The 18,669-nt window shown below is 36.2% G+C and carries 16 protein-coding genes; 4 read left to right on the top strand and 12 right to left on the bottom strand.

Features of this window, described 5'->3' with window-relative positions:
* The 12 genes from AN389_RS18340 to galU all read right to left on the bottom strand — a co-directional run.
* A partial coding sequence (locus AN389_RS18340; RefSeq protein ID WP_200911309.1) for a sugar-transfer associated ATP-grasp domain-containing protein occupies nucleotides 1-581 on the bottom strand: 581 nt, incomplete at its 3' end.
* Between the two features lie 195 nt (nucleotides 582-776).
* Complete coding sequence (locus tag AN389_RS18345) at nucleotides 777-1,505, bottom strand: WecB/TagA/CpsF family glycosyltransferase (RefSeq protein ID WP_055020418.1); 729 nt, start codon at nucleotides 1,503-1,505, stop codon at nucleotides 777-779.
* A 13-nt stretch (nucleotides 1,506-1,518) separates the two neighbouring features.
* A complete protein-coding gene (locus AN389_RS18350; RefSeq protein ID WP_055020405.1) occupies nucleotides 1,519-2,715 on the bottom strand; it encodes a hypothetical protein in 1,197 nt (398 codons plus the stop codon).
* Nucleotides 2,712-3,764 (bottom strand): glycosyltransferase family 4 protein, encoded by a 1,053-nt coding sequence (locus tag AN389_RS18355; protein ID WP_055020406.1) that lies wholly within the window; start codon nucleotides 3,762-3,764, stop codon nucleotides 2,712-2,714. The genes AN389_RS18350 and AN389_RS18355 overlap by 4 nt, the downstream gene beginning before the upstream one ends.
* Nucleotides 3,765-3,774: 10 nt before the next feature.
* A complete protein-coding gene (locus AN389_RS18360; RefSeq protein WP_055020407.1) occupies nucleotides 3,775-4,887 on the bottom strand; it encodes a sugar-transfer associated ATP-grasp domain-containing protein in 1,113 nt (370 codons plus the stop codon).
* Between the two features lie 9 nt (nucleotides 4,888-4,896).
* Nucleotides 4,897-6,228, bottom strand: coding sequence for a phenylacetate--CoA ligase family protein (locus AN389_RS18365; RefSeq protein ID WP_055020408.1), 1,332 nt, complete (start codon nucleotides 6,226-6,228; stop codon nucleotides 4,897-4,899).
* A gap of 89 nt (nucleotides 6,229-6,317) precedes the next feature.
* Complete coding sequence (locus tag AN389_RS18370) at nucleotides 6,318-7,523, bottom strand: VpsF family polysaccharide biosynthesis protein (RefSeq protein ID WP_055020409.1); 1,206 nt, start codon at nucleotides 7,521-7,523, stop codon at nucleotides 6,318-6,320.
* Complete coding sequence (locus AN389_RS18375) at nucleotides 7,513-8,961, bottom strand: lipopolysaccharide biosynthesis protein (RefSeq protein WP_235576001.1); 1,449 nt, start codon at nucleotides 8,959-8,961, stop codon at nucleotides 7,513-7,515. Before AN389_RS18375 ends, AN389_RS18370 begins: the two co-directional genes overlap by 11 nt.
* Nucleotides 8,921-10,075 carry a VpsD family glycosyltransferase gene (locus AN389_RS18380; protein ID WP_055020410.1) on the bottom strand — a complete coding sequence of 385 codons (1,155 nt, stop codon included), beginning with the start codon at nucleotides 10,073-10,075 and terminating at the stop codon, nucleotides 8,921-8,923. Before AN389_RS18380 ends, AN389_RS18375 begins: the two co-directional genes overlap by 41 nt.
* 52 nt (nucleotides 10,076-10,127) lie before the next feature.
* Nucleotides 10,128-11,378, bottom strand: coding sequence for a UDP-N-acetyl-D-mannosamine dehydrogenase (gene wecC / locus AN389_RS18385; RefSeq protein ID WP_055020411.1), 1,251 nt, complete (start codon nucleotides 11,376-11,378; stop codon nucleotides 10,128-10,130).
* A 33-nt stretch (nucleotides 11,379-11,411) separates the two neighbouring features.
* A complete protein-coding gene (gene wecB / locus AN389_RS18390; protein WP_055020412.1) occupies nucleotides 11,412-12,545 on the bottom strand; it encodes a non-hydrolyzing UDP-N-acetylglucosamine 2-epimerase in 1,134 nt (377 codons plus the stop codon).
* A 29-nt stretch (nucleotides 12,546-12,574) separates the two neighbouring features.
* Nucleotides 12,575-13,474 carry a UTP--glucose-1-phosphate uridylyltransferase GalU gene (gene galU, locus AN389_RS18395; RefSeq protein WP_055020413.1) on the bottom strand — a complete coding sequence of 300 codons (900 nt, stop codon included), beginning with the start codon at nucleotides 13,472-13,474 and terminating at the stop codon, nucleotides 12,575-12,577.
* Between the two features lie 296 nt (nucleotides 13,475-13,770).
* Here galU and AN389_RS18400 point away from each other — a divergent pair, with 296 nt between their 5' ends.
* The 4 genes from AN389_RS18400 (at nucleotide 13,771) to AN389_RS18415 (ending at nucleotide 18,442) form a co-directional block, all read left to right on the top strand.
* A complete protein-coding gene (locus tag AN389_RS18400; RefSeq protein WP_055020414.1) occupies nucleotides 13,771-14,427 on the top strand; it encodes a transglutaminase-like cysteine peptidase in 657 nt (218 codons plus the stop codon).
* Nucleotides 14,428-14,452: 25 nt separating this feature from the next.
* The gene (locus AN389_RS18405) at nucleotides 14,453-16,453 is read left to right on the top strand and encodes an EAL domain-containing protein (RefSeq protein ID WP_055020415.1); all 2,001 of its coding nucleotides are present in this window, start codon (nucleotides 14,453-14,455) and stop codon (nucleotides 16,451-16,453) included.
* 23 nt (nucleotides 16,454-16,476) lie between these two features.
* Nucleotides 16,477-17,028 (top strand): hypothetical protein, encoded by a 552-nt coding sequence (locus AN389_RS18410; RefSeq protein ID WP_055020416.1) that lies wholly within the window; start codon nucleotides 16,477-16,479, stop codon nucleotides 17,026-17,028.
* Between the two features lie 106 nt (nucleotides 17,029-17,134).
* A complete protein-coding gene (locus tag AN389_RS18415; protein WP_055020417.1) occupies nucleotides 17,135-18,442 on the top strand; it encodes an O-antigen ligase in 1,308 nt (435 codons plus the stop codon).
* Nucleotides 18,443-18,669: the final 227 nt, after the last annotated feature.

The following is an 18,669-nucleotide window of genomic DNA, read 5'->3' on the forward strand; positions in this document are numbered from 1 at the left end:
CCTATTCCGCCTTGTTTACCAGACCAATTATCAACCTTGCGGCCATTTCTTCCAATTCGCAAATAAGCTGAATTTATAATTACTTCGCCAGATTTTGCAAGCAGTGAATCTACTCTAATTGTATTTACAGCTTCAGGGTATAGACGGTGATTAAATGAATGTTGTTGTATTATTTCTTCAATTAAATAACTTCCAGAATATTCAGAGAATAGTTTTTTAACCAACTCCGATGAGCTATAAGTTTTTCCTGACATTTCAAACTTTTTATTTGTACTGATATTAATAACGTTGACTCCTGCTCCTTGGCATGAGTCAATTACTGGCTTAATAACTATTGTATCAACCGAGATAGTATCTAGCACAACATCAGCATTAACACTATTTAGTCCCGTATACTCATTTTTGATAGCATTGTACGAAATAACATTAATTAACTTTGCAGTCGGTATACCGGCATCGACCATCAATTTATGAAATAAAAATTTATCATCTGCAAACACCGCATATCTACTATCATTCAAATACTGCTTTCTGAAATTGCCAAACAAAACACCTGTGACATATAATTTTGTGTCATCCAAACTTTTACCTTTTTTGTAACCATCGTATTTAAAGTAATTGTTAGGCCAATACTTTATAGCTTTGTCAAAAGGTATAGGTCTTTAAGTTGCTTAAAAAAAGGCTTCCTTTCGCTGTCACGAAACACTTTAAAAATAACATCATTGTATAAATTACCAAGCCTGCTTTTATTCGTAACACTCAACATATCAACTTCCTTATTTAAATTTCTCGGTTAGCAATAACATTAAAAATTTAGTATTTGTTTTTAAATATCGCTTCCACATTCTGCCTGGCTCTTGAATTACCCTGTATAGCCACTCTAAACCAGCTTTTTGCATCCACTGCGGTGCACGCTTTACTTTGCCTGCTACAACATCGAACGTACCGCCTACTCCCATAACAAAGTCTACACCGAGTTTGTCTTGCCATTTATTAATAAAGTTTTCTTTTTTAGGAGAGGTAATCGCAACAAATAATAACTTAGCGCCCGATTCGCGTATTTTAGTGACCACGGCTTCTTCATCATCCCAAAAGTAGCCATCGTTATAACCTGCTATGTTTAAATTTGGGTTCTGTGCTTTAACTTTACTTACTGTTTTGCTAACTACCTCATCGGTGGCACCTAGCAAAAACACAGGAAAGTCTCGCTTGGCACTCATGGCTAATAATTCATGAAATAAGTCAACTCCTGCTACACGCTCTGGCACATCGTGCCCTAAAAAACGCGCACCGAATACTACACCCATACCATCAATATTAATTACCTCACACGCTTTAACCGACTCAGCTAAAACAGAATCTTTTTGCATATTAACTATTTTGGCTACATTAACCACAACATGCTGTAAAAATTGCTTTTGCTCAATTCTGTTTTCGATAAAAGACACCGTTTCTTGCATAGTGGCAATATCCATGGGTGCTTTTAAAAATTCAATACGTTTCATTGTTGAGTCCGTTTTAAAGTTGTTCAATAACTGCATTTTTGGTGCTATTCATTTTTTGTCGATTAAAATAAGCAAACGAATAATATACCCATGCCTGTGTCCAACGCACATAGTCAACCTTATTGGTAAAATACTTATTTTTTTGATAAATAAAACGCTGCTTTTTAGGCATATATAGGGTCTGAATAGCGCGGTTTATTACTTTTTCGGCCATTATAAAGTCATCTGGCGTTTTACCTACTTTTAATAACGTAAAAACAGCCTGCGACACACTGTGCATATCGAGTGGGTAACGATTATTATTGTAATATTTTGCGGTGCCATCTTGCTCAAACAAATGCGTTTTATAATAAGTAAGACCTTTTGCAATTGCATCCTCAAACTCATCCGTTTGCAATTCATCGCTCAGTAAGCGCAACGCTTCTAGATTATAACCGGTATGAAAGCCATCAATAAACTGGTGATGATGGCGAGCACCATATACCCATGAACCATCAGCCCCTTGCTCACTTACCGACTGCCTTGCAGCATCTAAAGCAAGCTGTTTGTAGTGTTGGTCGTTGGTAAGTACGGCAACCTTTGCAACCCATGCAGCGCCCCAAAGGCTAGCATTATGGACAAATGCAGTTTCACCCGGTATGTAACCAAAAAACTGTCTACCATCACATTTTTTATATAATGTTTTTACAATAAAATGCGCACTATCAATTGCAGGTTCGCTGTATTTTTTGTCTCTGGTAATTTCACTTAATGCATATAAAGCCTGTGCTACATAAATAGTAGTAATTACGTTTGGCTTACCTTTAGGTACAAAAAAAGCACGAGCATTCCAGTCAAAGTGGTAACCCCAACAACTATGCTGCCAAATAGATTTATCACTTTGCTGGGTCAATAACCAATCAGCTAGGTTTATCGCTTCATCTAAATAAGTTTGCTCATTAGTTGCTTTATAGTCTTCTAATAAACCTAAAATAAATAAGCCAATGCCCTTAGGGTTACGCTTTTTAGGTACAGCACATAATGGCCGCAAGTTAATAGCTAAACGTTTATGAAGCTGAATCCAAGCAAGCCCTACAATGCCTTGCTTAAACCTTGGAAATAATTCAAATAACTTACTATTGAGCCCATCAAACGGATCTTGGCCTGCATAACTATTACTTTTTGCTTTGTTAAACATTTTCCTTGTTATTAGATCAAGCTGACTGCTCATTTTTCGGCCTTAGTAATTAGTTGCTGATAATAATCTGATAAGGTTTTAGCCACAACATCATCCTTAAAGCACTTTAAAAATTTAACTTTTGCAGCCTCACCTAATTGAGTTCGTTTATCTGAACTCTGGGCAAGCTCACTTAAGGCACTAGAAATTTGATCAACATTACCAGGCTTTACTAACAAACCATGTTCATTATGTGTAATGGCATCTTCTACAGCACCTACAGGAGTCGTGATAACAGGTAAACCAACAGACATAGCCTCAAGAATACTCATTGGTAATCCCTCAGCATAACTTGGCAGCACAACAACATCAGTTCGAGCCAACAAATCAAGTTTTTGGTCTTTATTGATCCAGCCTAAAAACTCTACTTTTTCAGAAATACCAAGCCCGTTACATAATGTAACTAAACTATCAACATCGCCATTTCCTGCGACAAGTAAACGTGCATTATCGTTTTCAGATTTTGCAAAAGCATGTATTAAATCTTTAATGCCTTTACGCTCACTAAGCTCACCCATAAACGTAAAATTGCATGTATCGTGAGCCGTATTATTTAAATGTAACTCGGGAACAGGGTTATATAATACATTCCATTTTTTATCCATGACTTCATTTAAGGTATTTTCCCAATAACTACCTAAACATAACCTCAGGTCATAAAGGTTAAATACATAATCTAAATACGTTTTTTTAAAACCATCTGCATTCTTATAATACGAATCTAGATTTGCTGCATGGTTTTGATAAATTGTTGGTATTCTAAATAGCTTCAACCAAAGCGCATAATAACTTTTACGTAGTACACTTCCCCCATGAATATGGGCAACTTTATAATTATTAAAAATGAGTAAAAAAGGAAATATTACAAAAGCGCAGATTGTACTAAAAAGCTTTATAAAATTATTGCCAGGCTTATTAGTAAAAAAATAGCTAATTTTATACTTAGAATTTAAATACTCACTTTCCATGAAGGTACTAACCACACTAGCAACTCCACCAGCACCTTTGTTTGAAACACTAATTACCAGTACATTACTCTTCAATTTTAATCCCTTATATTTTAAGTGTTTTATTTTCAGAAAATTTATTTTCTAATCCCCCAAGGGCAGATTGTAAGCCGTCAATACCAAATAAGGTGTTAATCTCGATAACCAAAATACCATCATTTGTTATTGCTATATCCCAACCAACTAGATTCATAATTATATTTTTGTTAGCAAGTTCAATAAGCTTCTTTTTATTTTCAAGCCAGTTTGGAATTTTTAACTGTTCAAATTGATAACCTGTATCAGGGTGTTCAAAAAACTGCTCTAAACCATATTCGCGAGTGGCATAATTTTTTAAAGCACAGCCACTTTCACTATTAATACCAATAACCAACCCTCCGGCAGATGTATTATCAATCTCACTACCGTTTGAGCCCATTCGAAGGGTCATCGCAACAATTTCAATTAAACCAGCTGTATTCCTCTTTGTTATAGCTCTAAGCGTATTTACACTATGTGGATACACCGCTGTTATTGCATCATGTTGAACTATTGCTTCCTCTATAACGTAATTATCTTTCAGGTTTATTAGAAAGTGATAATCAAATTCATTATCTTTTATGTAAAAGGCCTTACCTTTTCTTTTTGCAACTAAAATCCCACAACCACCACGTCCATGCACCGGTTTAATAAACAATTTATTGCAGGTGCACATTTCTAATAGTTCTTGAAATGTTTGATAGTTTAAAGTTGTGCCATCTGAATTAAAAACATAATTAGCTTTCTTTTTAATTATTACATTAGCACTTGGGTAACCCATTCCTTTAAATAAAGTATCCATAATTATTTTATCTTCAACGATGTTCAATAAATATTTTGAGTCATCGAACTGAGGGAATATTATTCGATAAAAATAATAGCTAGGTATAAATTGCTTCATTTCCTCCATAGAAAGCGTGCAATCTTTTGAATAAAAATCGTGATTAAAATACTGCAGAGGATAGCACCCCCAATAATCTTTTAACTGTTTAATTTCAGCTTTAATTAAACCTTTATTTTTTTTATTTTTCGACAACTTATACCGCTGTATATTATCTTTATATCTATAGTTAAAATTAATTAAATATAAAGTCCTAATTTTTTCTATAAGCTTATGCTTTAACACCGTAAAGTAATGCATTGTAACACCTTACAAATCGCAAATAGCTTGTTTCATTTTGCCATTTTTAGTTCTTATTAAATCATCAACTATTGTAATAATGACTTCCATTTTATTGCCTAACCGCTCTTTTGTATTATCTATTAGTTTAGACTTTTGTTCAGTTGTAAAGTCATTATTACAAGTAACTAGTACTTCAATTTTCATATGTTCTTTTTGTACAAACTGCGCCCCTAACAAACCACTTACTCCTTTAGGAATGTGATTTAATATATGAACTTTTTGACCATCTTCTGCAATAAGGTAATCACCTGTTCTTCCTTCTATAGAATCCACAATTGGAAATACACGACCACATGGGCAGTTTGGCTCATCAGACAAAATAACATGGTCGCCGGTTTTATAACGAATTAATGGGTAAAGGGTATTATTAAAGTTAGTACCAACAATTTCAGCCCTGTCACGGCCATCCTCTGTTTTACCAACTGGCAATAATTCTACATGAGCATAATCTGTTAGTATGTGATAACGCCCGTGCTCGCAGCTTGCAATGGCAGCTACACGCTCAAATAGCCCATACCAATCAAAAACAGTGCATTTAAAACGCGTTTCAATAAGTAGTTTATCTTCCTTTGTTAGTGATTCAGATGATGTAACAATTGACTTTATTTCACCTGGATAATATTCATTATTAACTTCTAAATACTTAGCTAGCGTGACAATCGATGAGGGATATGCCTGTATAACTTGTACACCAAACTCAGCCATTGCATTTATATATGACTGTAAGTTATTAGGCACCATATGAAAGGATGAGAGCATAATCATATTTTCAAAGTAAGAGTAACGCCAAAATGGCGCCTTTTTTTGTTCGAGTGGTACAATCATATCACCCCTGATCCACGCTCGTTTATCACCTTCTTTAAATCCAGCCCAAGCTAACCCTCTATTAATAAAAGCTTGCTCAGTTATGACCGATTCCATATCTTGTGGAATAACTAAAGGCGCGCCTGTTGTGCCACTTGTTGCACCTTTAATAACCGTGCCTGACTTTTTGGACGATAAAAACTTATCCTTATTGCTATTCACTTCCAATTTATCAATAAAAGGAAACGTTTTTAAATTAAGGTCATAACTTTTATAATATTCAACGGTATTTCGTGCTTGCTTAATAGTTTTATGTAGCGTTTTATCATGGTATTTACCTAAAATCTCAGAGTCATACTCATGGGCAATTAGTTCTTGAGTATATTGTTCACATTTATTGTTTTCTCTAAGCTTTTTTCTTACTAATGCACGCGTACTCAATAAAATATTTTGAATTGAAACTGGGCTTTTTTTATAAATTTTACTTGTAAACATTATAGCAATCCTTTAACCGACAAATATTGAAAAACACACTAATTCACAAGGCCAACTTAAATGAGCACTAAGCCTAAAACTTACTGAAATCATTTTCCGTTCCTTCTAGATACAACTAAGTACATTGCACTAATTAAAAAGAGTAAGGCTGGAGTTTTAGTCGTCAAAGCATTATTTGTTAATGAAACTAAAATAAAAACAATCAAAGCGATTTTGGCTGAATTTCTATTTTTTCCCAATGCAATTTTAAGTGGTAATTTATAGCAACTTAAAAACAAAAAAACTGTACATATGATACCAAAACTAACAATCCAACCTATTATGTAATTCTCTATAACATCTATTTGAATATAAAAAGCGATATTGTCTAATAAAGTTTGTGAGGCCCCAAAAAGCCATTCATTTGGGCTTAATTGTTCAAGAATTAAAAAAACATCAAATCGCGCTTGAGCACTGCCATCAATATGCAGTTTACTAAGTATGCGGGCACCGATGGGAGACAACACTATAACCGACACAGTAAAAATAGATGCAAAAAAAGCGAGCGCTTGTATTACCGCAAAGCGCATTTTTGACACGCGAACCCCTGCAGCCATAAATGCAGGCACCTTAGGTGCTATTAAAATAAATACACCTAGCATGAATATGCCTGTTGCAGCTCGCCCACCAAAAGCAAACAGTGCTAACGTAACTACAGTAAAATAGATTAAATAAGGAATTCGCGTATAGCTCATTAGTAAAGGTGCCAATGCAGCGGTAATCAACGCGTTATTAAGTGGATGAGTTAACAGAGCCGTTGATCTAAAGTGACTAAAACTTGAAAACTCGACGGATATTAGTGTACTACCTAATATAAACTCTAAAATAGCTATAGCAGAATTTATGAATAGTAAGTATGCAAGTAAGGTTAATAATTTGTTTTTATGTGTGATACTCAACTGACTCAATAAATATAGAGCTAAAAGTGGGGCTACCATAGTATCGACCAAGTAAGCCATGCCCGACGTACCAAATCTAATTAAGCCATAAAATATAACAAGTAAAATACATAAAAAACTTATTAGCCATGATGCCCTAAGCTCTTTTAGGCTAGTTAAAGGCACATTAATACCTCTTCTAAGCGTAAAAATTGCAACGGTTAGCATTAATATATACGTTGAAATATGTATTTTAACTAACGGATTTCCGCCTTCTGATACGTATTTTATACCTACGTTTTCTAGTAAATAGCCGCCAAAAATAAATGCCGTCAAAAAAGTGAACACCATTACTCTATAAATACTTTCACTTTTCATTTATTATCCATGCTTTACATTTTTTATAATTTAGTAAGGCAAGCACACATGAGAAAATGCTCACGCCAATAAGTACATCAATAACAAGGTTGACTATGGGAATATTAATCATAACGAAGTGATAAACTCGTAATTCAGGTAGAAATATAGCCATACACAAAGTTGAAAATATAATTTTATATACCTGCAGTGGTATAAAATACTTATATCCTTTTTTAATAGACAACCATAATGCCACGCTAAATGAGGTAAGACTTGTGATCAAAAAAGCACTGGCCGCACCTACTAAACCATAAAGTGGGATCAAAGTGACTAATAAAGAAAGATTAACTACTAAAGAAAAAACACTAATTTTAGGCAGGTATTTAGTGTTTAAAGAGAACTGTAATCCATGATCTATATAATGAGCCTTCAAGTTTACAACAAACACTCCCGCACATAAAATATAAATAACAGTAGAACCTTGTGATAAATATTCTTCACTAAGTAATAGGTGCGTTATAGGCTCGGCTAAAATACAAAACCCAACTAAAGCAGGAGCTGAAATTAAACATAATAAAGTTAAATATTCACCATGGGCTTTGTACAAAGCGGCTTTATCGTTAATTTTTTTTGTTAATTCAGGATAACTTGGTAAGGCTACGACCATAAAAATAAGTGCGCCAATTCCTAATAAAATATTTGATATAGCAGCATAAATACCTGTTTGCGCTAAATCTAATTTATCTGCAATGAAGTAGCGGTCTAACCGGCTTGATATTGCTGCAACTAAGCCACTGGCCATAAGAGGTAAGCCATAAGAGAAAATAGCCTGTGCATCTGGAGTTTTAAGTTTATTAATACTGATTTTAAGCGGTTTAAAAACAACTAAGCCTGCAGCTATGTAGCTCAAAGCAAGGGCTGATAACGCAGAAAGGATATTAGGAGAGTAAGCTAGCAAGCTACCTGTAATTACTATAGACATAATAGATTGAGTAAGTACGGCAATTCTATATTGGTTTAAACGCTCCATTATACGGGCTAATTCAAGATAGAACTGATAGAGAGCTTTAATTAAAAAAACTAAAAAGGTAGCTAAAAACGTAGATAAGGTTAATAAGCCTGTTAAATATAACCCTAAACTAACTAGTGCTAATGCTGGCAATGTGCAGCAAAAAATAATTGAGCAGGCAATCGCTGCAAAATTATCATGTTCCTCTGTTTTTTTACTAGGAAGTAAACGCAGCATGCTAGAGTTAATCCACTGCGCAGCTACCGCCCTTACAACTTCAACCGTTAATAGCATTAATGCCAACATTCCGTATTCTGTTGTAGTTAATAACTTGGTATGAATACTAATTAATGCAAACACACTAATTGCAGCAAAAATTTGCACTGGTGCATATTTAAGTAACGAACTAATCATTATTTTTTTCACTACACTTTTTATATAAATCAATATATTGCGTGAAAACAGATGCAATATTAAATTTTACTTCAAGTTCGCTTTTAGACTCATTAACATTATGATTATCAATCAAATTTTTGATACGGTTAGGGGTTATCGTGTCAGAGAAGTATAAAACGCCCATTTTCTCAAAGAAAGTTTTCTCATCTTCAAGTATTCCAACCTCAGTTGTTATTAGAGGCAATCCAACTGCTAACATTTCTAGAGGTACTAAGCCGAAGGTCTCCTCACTAGAAGTAAATACACCTAAGTCAGCATTAAGATATTGTTGAACAATTTGGGTTTTATTTAATTTACCTAAAAAGGTTACATTGTTTTCTAACCCTAAGGAAGCTACCTGTTTTTTTAGCTGCTCTGTATATACTTTATCGGCCGCAGGCCCAATAATAGTTAAGGAAGAATTAAAACCATTACCAACTAACCTAGCTAATAAAGCAATAGAGTCTTCAACCTTCTTTCTTGGTGTTAATAACGCACACGTAACGAGCTTAATTTTTTTGTGTTCATGTCTAGTATAACTTGCTTTAAAGTATTCTTGATCTATGGGGTTATACACAATTTGCGATTTAACGCCATCATTAGATAATGCTGTTTGTAACTGTTTACCTACAACAACTACATTGTCGCTGCGCCTTGTTGTAATTAAAGGAATTATTTTCTCATATAAAAAGTTATTAAACACTCCAACATTACGACGCGCTATTTTTTTATAGCTGTGAATAGTTACTAATGTTTTACCCTTAAACCCACTGCCAATTAATAAACTCCAAAAGTGGGTATGCACTAAGTCAGGATTCAAAGTTTTTAACAACTTGCGAACATGCCAATTTTGCCAAATAATGCCGGGGATTTTAAATTTTGATTGCTTACTTGATGTAGGCAGCCAAATAAAATCAACATTATCTGATAGACGAATAACATCACCAGTGAAAGGAGTTTTACTTTGCGGGTCGAGCCCGATAATAGTAAACCTATGGTTAGCGTCATCATGGTTAACCATATATTCTGCAAGCATCTGGCATACGCTATCTACGCCGCCACAGTTATTACTGCCCCAGTCATAGGTAGAAAGGGGCATAATTAAAGCGATATGTTTTTTAGGCATTATTGATATTCTTATTAATACACATTAAAAACTCTTTATAAATAATACAAAATTAAAGAATACCGCGAGTATCAATAACAACTTTTGATGCAAACTCTGTTTTATCTGCAGCTTTAAATTGTTTATGATCAACTAATACTACAACGACATTTGCTTGCTCCAGTGCGCTTTCTAACGACACTAAGCTGACATTTTTATCTGCTAGGTTGGCTGGTAGCTCTGAAATGTTTGGCTCTACCGCAAGTATTTCACCAATATTTTTTGCTGCTAACTCTTCAACAATATTTAATGCAGGGCTTTCACGAAGGTCGTCTATATCTGCTTTAAATGAAAGGCCTAAACAGGCAATTACTGGGCGTTTAAATTCGTCAGCGGCTTTTGCTACTTTTTCAATTACGTAAAATGGTTTTGCGTCGTTAGTTAAGCGTGCTTGTTTAATTATTTTTGCTTCGTCTGGGCAACTTGCAACAATAAACCAAGGATCAACCGCAATACAGTGGCCGCCAACACCTGGGCCTGGGTTTAAAATATTTACACGCGGGTGACGATTAGCAAGCTTAATAAGCTCCCACACATTAATTTTTAATTTGTCACAAATTACTGACAATTCATTGGCAAAGGCAATGTTTACATCGCGAAATGAGTTTTCGGTTAACTTAGCCATTTCAGCAGTGCGAGCATTGGTAATAATACACTCGCCGCGCACGAAAGTTTCGTATAACTTAACGGCTTTTTCGCTACATGCTTTGCTCATACCGCCTATTACACGGTCGTTCGACACTAGCTCTTGTAATACATAGCCAGGTAATACACGCTCAGGGCAATGAGCAACATTGATGTCGGCTGTATCGCCCTTATCTTGCGGGAATGTTAAATCAGGGCGCGCTTCACTTAGCCAAGCGGCTAGTTGCTCTGTTGCCCCTACTGGTGACGTACTTTCTAGAATAACTAAATTGCCTTTTTCAAGTACTGGGGCAATTGTTTTAGCTGCAGATTCTATGTAGCTTAAATCGGCTTTATGGTCACCGCTTTCGCTATGTACAAATGGTGTTGGTACTGCCACCATAAATACATCTGCTTTTTCTGGTACTGTTGTCGCTCGTAAATTACCTGTAGAAACAACACCACGTACTACGATATCTAGATCAGGCTCTACTATATGGATTTCACCTGCATTTATTGTATCTACCGCTTTTTGATTTACATCTAAACCTATTACCTGCATACCGCGCGATGCAATAACGGCCGCTGTAGGTAAACCGATATAACCTAAACCAACAACCGACACTGTTTTTATTGTCATTACTAAATCCTTGAAAAAATTTTAAACTTTATTTTAATCTTTAAAGTGTTGCTTAATTTTTGCAACAATGCGCTCACACGCTTTACCATCGCCATAAGGGTTATGTGCTCGGCTCATTGTTTGATATTCTTGCGCGTTTGTTAGTAAGTTTTTAACTTCGCTAATAATGCGTTCTTTATTTGTACCGACTAATTTTACCGTTCCGGCTTCTACCGCCTCTGGGCGCTCTGTTGTGTCGCGCATTACGAGCACTGGCTTGCCTAGGCTTGGTGCTTCTTCTTGTACACCACCGGAGTCGGTTACTATTATGTGTGCTTGATTCATTAAATACACAAATGGTAAGTAGTCTTGTGGTTCAATTAGATGCACATTATCAACATTTTTTAATATACGATTTACTGGTTCGCGTACATTTGGATTTAAGTGCATTGGGTAAAGCACTTGAGCCTCTGGATGAGCTGTAGCTATTTCTGCTAGTGCTTCGCAAATACGTTCAAAGCCGCCACCAAAACTTTCCCTTCTGTGCCCTGTTACTAGGATTAGCTTTTTAGTTTCGTCTAAGTCTGGAAACTGTGCTTTTAATGTAGTGATTAATGCGTCGTCTTTTTTTACTTTATCAACCACTTGTAAGAGTGCGTCAATTACCGTGTTGCCCGTTACAACTATGTCGTTTAGATCAACACCTTCATTGAGTAAGTTTTGTTGCGACGTATCGGTTGGAGCAAAGTGAAGCTTTGTAATTGCACCTGTTAACTTGCGATTACCTTCCTCTGGCCAGGGTGATGCTAAATTGCCTGTTCTTAAGCCAGCCTCTACATGCCCTACTGGGATTTGTTGATAAAAAGCTGCAAGACTTGCGGAAAGGGTTGTACTTGTATCGCCATGAACAAGTATTAAATCGGGTTTAAATTCCTCTAAAATAGGTTTTAAGCCCAAAAGAATATTTGTAGTTACATCGTATAAACTTTGGCCTGGCTTCATTATGTTTAAGTCGTATTCTGGTACAATTTCGAATAAATCTAAAACCTGATCTAGCATTTCACGATGCTGGGCAGTAACACATACTTTTGCGTCAATGCCTTCTGCTTCATTTAGCGCTTTAACTAGCGGTGCCATTTTAATAGCTTCAGGGCGCGTACCAAATATACTTAATATTTTAATAGCCATGACTGTCCTTAATTTAAAATAATATAATTTTAATTACTTGAAGTAAGTAACTTTTTAACCTGCTCGGTAAACTCTTTGCCCATATGGCTTGATTGCATTGCGTATTCTACATTTGCGAGCATATAACCTAGTTTAGAGCCACAGTCGTGAGATTTACCTTTAAGGTGATAAGCCTCGAGCGTTTCAAGGTGGCGTAGTTGTAGTAAGGCATCGGTAAGCTGTATTTCACCGCCCGTACCTGGTGGAGTGTATTCTAATAAGTCCCAAATAGTGGGCGATACAACATAGCGGCCTGTAATTGCTAAGTTACTTGGTGCTTCATCGTTATTTGGTTTTTCGACCATGTTTTTAATGGTCGCGTTTTCGCCAGCGTTAATTTGTTTACCCGCTAAATCGGCCACACCGTATTGATGTACTAATTCTTGTGGTACGGGTTCTACCATTACTTGGTTATAGCCTGTTTGATCAAAACGGCTGATCATTTCACTTAAGTTATCGGTTTTTAAGTTTGATTTGTATTTATCGATTATTACGTCGGGGAGCATTACGGCAAACGGGTTGTTACCCACTATAGGGCGCGCAGCAAGAACTGCATGGCCTAAACCCAGTGGTGCTGATTGGCGAACAGAAATTACGGTAACGTCTTTTGGTACTATAGAGCGCACTTCTTCTAACAGGCTGCGCTTAACGCGTGCCTCTAGGGTGGCTTCTAGCTCAAAGCTGGTATCAAAATGGTTTTCTATTGAGTTTTTAGAGGCATGAGTAACGAGTACTATTTCTTTAATACCCGCGGCTACGGCTTCGTTAACTACGTATTGAATAAGCGGTTTGTCTACTAAAGGTAGCATTTCTTTAGGAATGGCTTTTGTGGCTGGCAACATGCGCGTACCTAAGCCAGCAACGGGTAATACTGCTTTTAAAACTTTCACTTTAATTCCTTTCATTATTTTTTGTAAACAACGAAAAAGGCTAGTTTAAAAGCTAAATTCCTTTTTACGTGTATCACATGCCGTGTGAGGTTATTATTATACACAACACAATTGTGTACTCAATAAATAAAGCATCCTTTTAGATTGTTTTTTTGTTAATTTTTTATTAATAGAATTAGCATTTAGCGCACTGTTTTAGTGCTTCTCATGCTTTTATATGATCTACCTTTTTAATGCTAACAATACTATACTAGGCTTGTTTTATTATTAGGGAATACTTACTTAAAGGAACGTGTGTGCGTTTAGGGCTTTGTATAGTATTAGTGGTTTCGTTTTTTGTATGCGCGCAAGACATGCTTATGTATTTACGCAACAGCGATATAATTGCCCGTGCGCAAAAACAATATGGTAGCGAAGGCCATGCACGTATAAAAAACTGGTTAAATTTTATAGATGAATCTGCTGATAAAAGTGAATGGCAAAAAATTCATTTAGTTAATAATTTTTTTAATAAGCAAATTAAATATAAAACCGACGAAGACCTATGGCAGCAAAAAGATTATTGGGCTACCCCGCTCGAGAGTTTAGGCATTGGCATGGGTGACTGCGAAGACTACGTAATTGCCAAGTATTTTACTTTAATGGCCTTGGGCGTTCCTGAGGATAAAATACGGTTAATGTATGTTAGGCAAAAAACGGTTAACCAGCCACATATGGTGCTTATATACATTGAAAACCCAAACCAAGTTCCTTATGTTTTAGGTAATTTTAATACTAAGCTACTGCCTGCTAATAAACGCCGCGATTTAACCCCTATTTATAGTTTTAACGGCCAAGGTTTGTGGTTAGCTAAATCGAAAGGCCTAGGTAATAAAGTAAAAAATAGCCGTGGTGTGTCTGCTTGGAACACAATGCTAGAGCGAATCGAACAAGGTGAGCTTGCTCCCATATAGAATAACGTTAAAGGAACTATTAGTTATGTCGTCTTTTTTTAAAAATGGCTTGAGCTTAAAAACCCAAGTTTATGGACTGATTATTGTTATTTCGGTTATTTCGTTTTTTGTACGAATAATTACCGATGTAGACACCACACGCCAATACCTACAAACGCAAATGGCTAGCCACGCCCAAGACACCGCCACGAGTTTAGGGCTTTCTATTTCGCCCTACCTTGAAGACGACAGCATAATGATTGCGCAAACAATGGCAACGGCTATTTTTGACTCGGGTTATTATAAGCAAATAAAATTTACTAACGCTGAAAACCAGGTGGTTTTTGACCTTATAAACCCTAAACGAGTTGAGTCGGTACCTAATTGGTTTATAAGCACCGTTAAGCTTAATGCCCCAACTATGCAATCTGAGTTAAATAATGGTTGGATAATGGCCGGTACGCTTGAAGTAACAAGCCACGTTGGGCAATCGTATTTAACGTTGTGGGAGCATACCAAGCGTAGCTTATATGGATCGTTTTTATTATTAGTAGCGTCGCTGGCAGTGGCGTTTTTAATACTGCGAGCAGTGTTTAAGCCATTAAAAACAGTAGAAAACCAAGCACATTTAGTGACCCGTAAACGCTTTACCTTAAACAACGAAATACCGGTTGCCCGCGAACTGCGCACTGTTACTAAAGCCATTAACAATATGGTTATGAACCTGCAAAGTACGTTTGACTCGCTCACTAAGCAAACACAAGCCCTTACTGAGGAAGTTTACATAGACCCTTTAACCGGTTTGGGTAACCGTAAGTCGTTTGATAACCATTTTAATTCGGTAGTCGACTCTATTAGTGATGAGGCGCCCATTACGGCCATGATGATTACCCTACCCTCGCTTGCAAACATTAATAAAACAGTAAGCTACCAAGATGGCGATGAACATGTAAACGAAGTGGCAAATATACTTAAAACTATTTTTGGTGAGCTGACAAACTCAAAAGTATTCAGGTTAAATGGTAGTACTTTTATTGCCCTTGCTCCTTACGATAGTGAGTTTTTAAATAGAACACGCCTAGAAATTACCGATGCATTTAGCCAACAAAAAAATAGCTTACATGTAAATGGCTTTGCTAACTTTGCGTTAGTAAGTGTTGATAAGGGCATGCCTGTTGGTAACGTGCTATCGGCTTTAGATACGGGCTGTACAATTGGCGATACAAACACCAAGGTAGATAAAAACACTTTATTTAGTGTTAACCAGTGGCGCTCGCTTATTCAGTCTATTTTGGCCTCTGGTGAGGTGAGTTTTTCGGTGCAACCTGTAAAACGTGCTAGCTCGCAAAACAAACAATGTTATTTTGAGGTGTTTGCTCATTTTATTTTTGAAGGTGAAAAAGTTAATAACGGGCATTTATTTGCTATGGCCGAAAAACTTAACTTAACCGAAGAGCTTGATAAAAAAATAATACGTAATTTTGTAAATGTTAAAGAGCAACACCCAAACGACGTATTTGCGCTTAACTTAAGTAAAGCCTCTTTATATTCTACTGATTTTATTGAATGGTTAACGCTTTATTCGCATACTAAACCTGTTATAAAAACTAACTTGTTATTTGAATTGCACGAAATTAGTTTACTTTATAATGTTCACATTGCCTCGCAACATATAGATATAATTAAAGATATAGGCATTAACGTATGTATTGAGCATTTTGGTACTAGCCTTACCTCGTTTAGATACTTACAAGGGCTAGATATTGAGTATGTAAAAATAGACGGAAGCTACATACAAGACTTACTAGATAACAACCAAAGCAAATTTTTTATTCAAACAGTTAATAATATTTGCCACGGTTTTGGCATTAAAGTTTTAGCGTGTTTAATAGAAAAACCTGAAACATTAAAGGTACTTGAAAGCTTAGGGTGTGATGGCGTACAAGGTAATTTAATTATGCCGCCTTCTAAAGTTATTAAAACTAATAATAATGGTGCAAATAAAGAGTTTACTTTTTGCGCCGATACGCTAAAATTTTGTAATTAGATAATCTCTTAAAGGGACACAAGATGAAATCACTTATACTTGCTAGTTTATTTGCTAGCGCATCGGCGCTTACGGTTTTACCTGCTTTTGCACAAACGGATACAGACGCGGTAGTACAAACCGAAAGTTTAGACTCTCTAATTGCTATTTTAAACAACGCCACTGCTGATACTCCATCAGATGAGTTGCAGCAAGAGCTTGTTACTGCAATTGAGCAACTTTGCCAAAACACCGGCCCTATTGATTTAGACTCACCTATTGCTAACGGTACTTGTTCACCTGAGCAGTTAGATGCGATTATGAATGCTGTTATAGCAGCCATAGGCGCAGACAGCGCTTTTATTTCTGACTTTTTAGCTGCACTTGTTGCTGCAGGCGTGGATAGCGATGCTGTTACTCTGGCGGCAATTACCGCAGGCGTTGATGCGACTATTGCATCAGAAGCAACAGCTGCGGGTCCTACTGAGCCTACAGCCCCTACTGGCCCTGTTATTGTTACCCTACCTACAACAACTGTACCGCAAGGTGCTGGCGGTACTGGTGGTGATGCGGGTATTTCTGAAGTTGGCAACTAAATAATTATTAGTTTTATAATACAAACGCAGCCTAATGGCTGCGTTTTTACTTTAAACACTTTGTTTAAATACGTTGTTTAATTTTTAGCTTGATTTTGAGAAAGCTGTGAATCGTTTTATATTTTTTTTGCTGTGTGCAATTGTTTTTTTGCTGCCTCTACCTTTAGGTAGCTACCGCCCTTGGGCTATTATGGCTATGGGTATTTTAATTTGTATTACCTTTTTAATGCATTTAGTAAATAGCGCTGTTAATAATCAAAAAACTTACCCCCCGCGTTATTCTTATCCGGTTTTTATAACTTTGCTATTGGTGTGCGCTACCTGTATTTTACAATTTTACACCGTAAGCTTAGACCCCTTTCAAACAAAGCAAATGCTGTTAAAAACAAGCTTTATGCTACTTTTTTGCTGGCTTGTTTTTATTTATTGCGACAATAGTGAGCGAATAAAAAAACTTATTTATACCATTATTGCTGCAGGGGTTTTTCAGGCTTTGTATGCCACGTACCTAAATCTCTCGCCAGATATGCTCAGCCCTATTTTTGGGTATAAACATACGCAGCGCGCTATAGGCACATTTACTTACTCTAATTTTTTAGCTAATTATTTAGCGCTGTGTTTATGTTTAGGCATAGGTGTATTAGTTAGTGAACTTAAGCGAGGCAGCCATGCAAATGACCTTACATTTAAACAAACATTGCGCGCCTGGACAGAAATACTACTAAGCTCAAAAATTATTTTGCGTATATCGTTAATTATTATAATTATTGCGCTAATTTTAACGCGCAGCCGAATGGGTAATTCCGCCTTTTTTATTGCATTAATGGTTGTAAGTTTATTAGCTTTGTTTGTTTATAATAAAAAGCCTAAGGCATTTAAATTACTTATTGTTAGTTTTTTTATAATTGATTTGATCATTATTGGTGCAATATTTGATGTTGAAAAAGTAAAGCAACGCATTAGCGAAACCAGTATTCAGTCAGAAACACGTGATGAAGTTGTTCGTGATTCAATCCCGTTAATACTCGATAAGCCTTTATTAGGCTCTGGTGGTGGTACGTTTTATACTGCTTTCCCTGCGTATCAGTCAGAGCCGTATTCGGGCTATTACGATAATGCCCATAACGATTACATTCAATTTGCTGTAGAGCTAGGCATTCCTGTAACGTCAGCTTTAGGGGCGCTTATATTGTATTGCCTATGGTTGTGCGTTCAAACCATGCGTAAGCGTAAAACCGCGTTGTTTCAGGGTGTGGCTTTTGGCTGTGCTATCGCTATTGTAGATATGCTGTTGCATTCGTCGGTAGATTATTCGCTCCAAGCGGGTGCTAACTCAATGCTGTTTATGGTTATTTTATGTTTGGCGATTTTAAGTAATAAAATAGTTGTTAAACGTGTACGTAGTTTTAAATAGCTATTTTTAAAAATATTTGCACAAAGAGGTTTAGAGACGCTGCGCTTTAGAGTAGTGATAAATAAAATGCCAGGATTGGTTATGTCTTCTAATTCGCTTCTCTTTGTGCAATTGATCTTTTACAAGAAGCTACGCTTTTAACGTGAGCAAGCTCAACGTCTACGAATAAATACATAATTTCACCCCGTAGATGACTAATTTGCTGGCTTTGAAAGCTAAACTTTAAT

This window comes from Pseudoalteromonas sp. P1-7a (assembly GCF_001401855.1).
In the GTDB taxonomy this organism is placed as follows: Bacteria; Pseudomonadota; Gammaproteobacteria; order Enterobacterales; family Alteromonadaceae; genus Pseudoalteromonas.

What these genes read in the sequence shown, in the direction of transcription:
- AN389_RS18345 (WP_055020418.1), bottom strand. Translation starts at nt 1,505, where the DNA reads ATGAAACGTATTGAATTTTTAAAAGCACCCATGGATATTGCCACTATG.
- AN389_RS18405 (WP_055020415.1), top strand. Translation starts at nt 14,453, where the DNA reads ATGTCGTCTTTTTTTAAAAATGGCTTGAGCTTAAAAACCCAAGTTTAT.
- AN389_RS18360 (WP_055020407.1), bottom strand. Translation starts at nt 4,887, where the DNA reads ATGCATTACTTTACGGTGTTAAAGCATAAGCTTATAGAAAAAATTAGG.
- wecB (WP_055020412.1), bottom strand. Translation starts at nt 12,545, where the DNA reads ATGGCTATTAAAATATTAAGTATATTTGGTACGCGCCCTGAAGCTATT.
- wecC (WP_055020411.1), bottom strand. Translation starts at nt 11,378, where the DNA reads ATGACAATAAAAACAGTGTCGGTTGTTGGTTTAGGTTATATCGGTTTA.
- AN389_RS18350 (WP_055020405.1), bottom strand. Translation starts at nt 2,715, where the DNA reads ATGAGCAGTCAGCTTGATCTAATAACAAGGAAAATGTTTAACAAAGCA.
- AN389_RS18365 (WP_055020408.1), bottom strand. Translation starts at nt 6,228, where the DNA reads ATGTTTACAAGTAAAATTTATAAAAAAAGCCCAGTTTCAATTCAAAAT.
- AN389_RS18380 (WP_055020410.1), bottom strand. Translation starts at nt 10,075, where the DNA reads ATGCCTAAAAAACATATCGCTTTAATTATGCCCCTTTCTACCTATGAC.
- AN389_RS18410 (WP_055020416.1), top strand. Translation starts at nt 16,477, where the DNA reads ATGAAATCACTTATACTTGCTAGTTTATTTGCTAGCGCATCGGCGCTT.
- AN389_RS18370 (WP_055020409.1), bottom strand. Translation starts at nt 7,523, where the DNA reads ATGAAAAGTGAAAGTATTTATAGAGTAATGGTGTTCACTTTTTTGACG.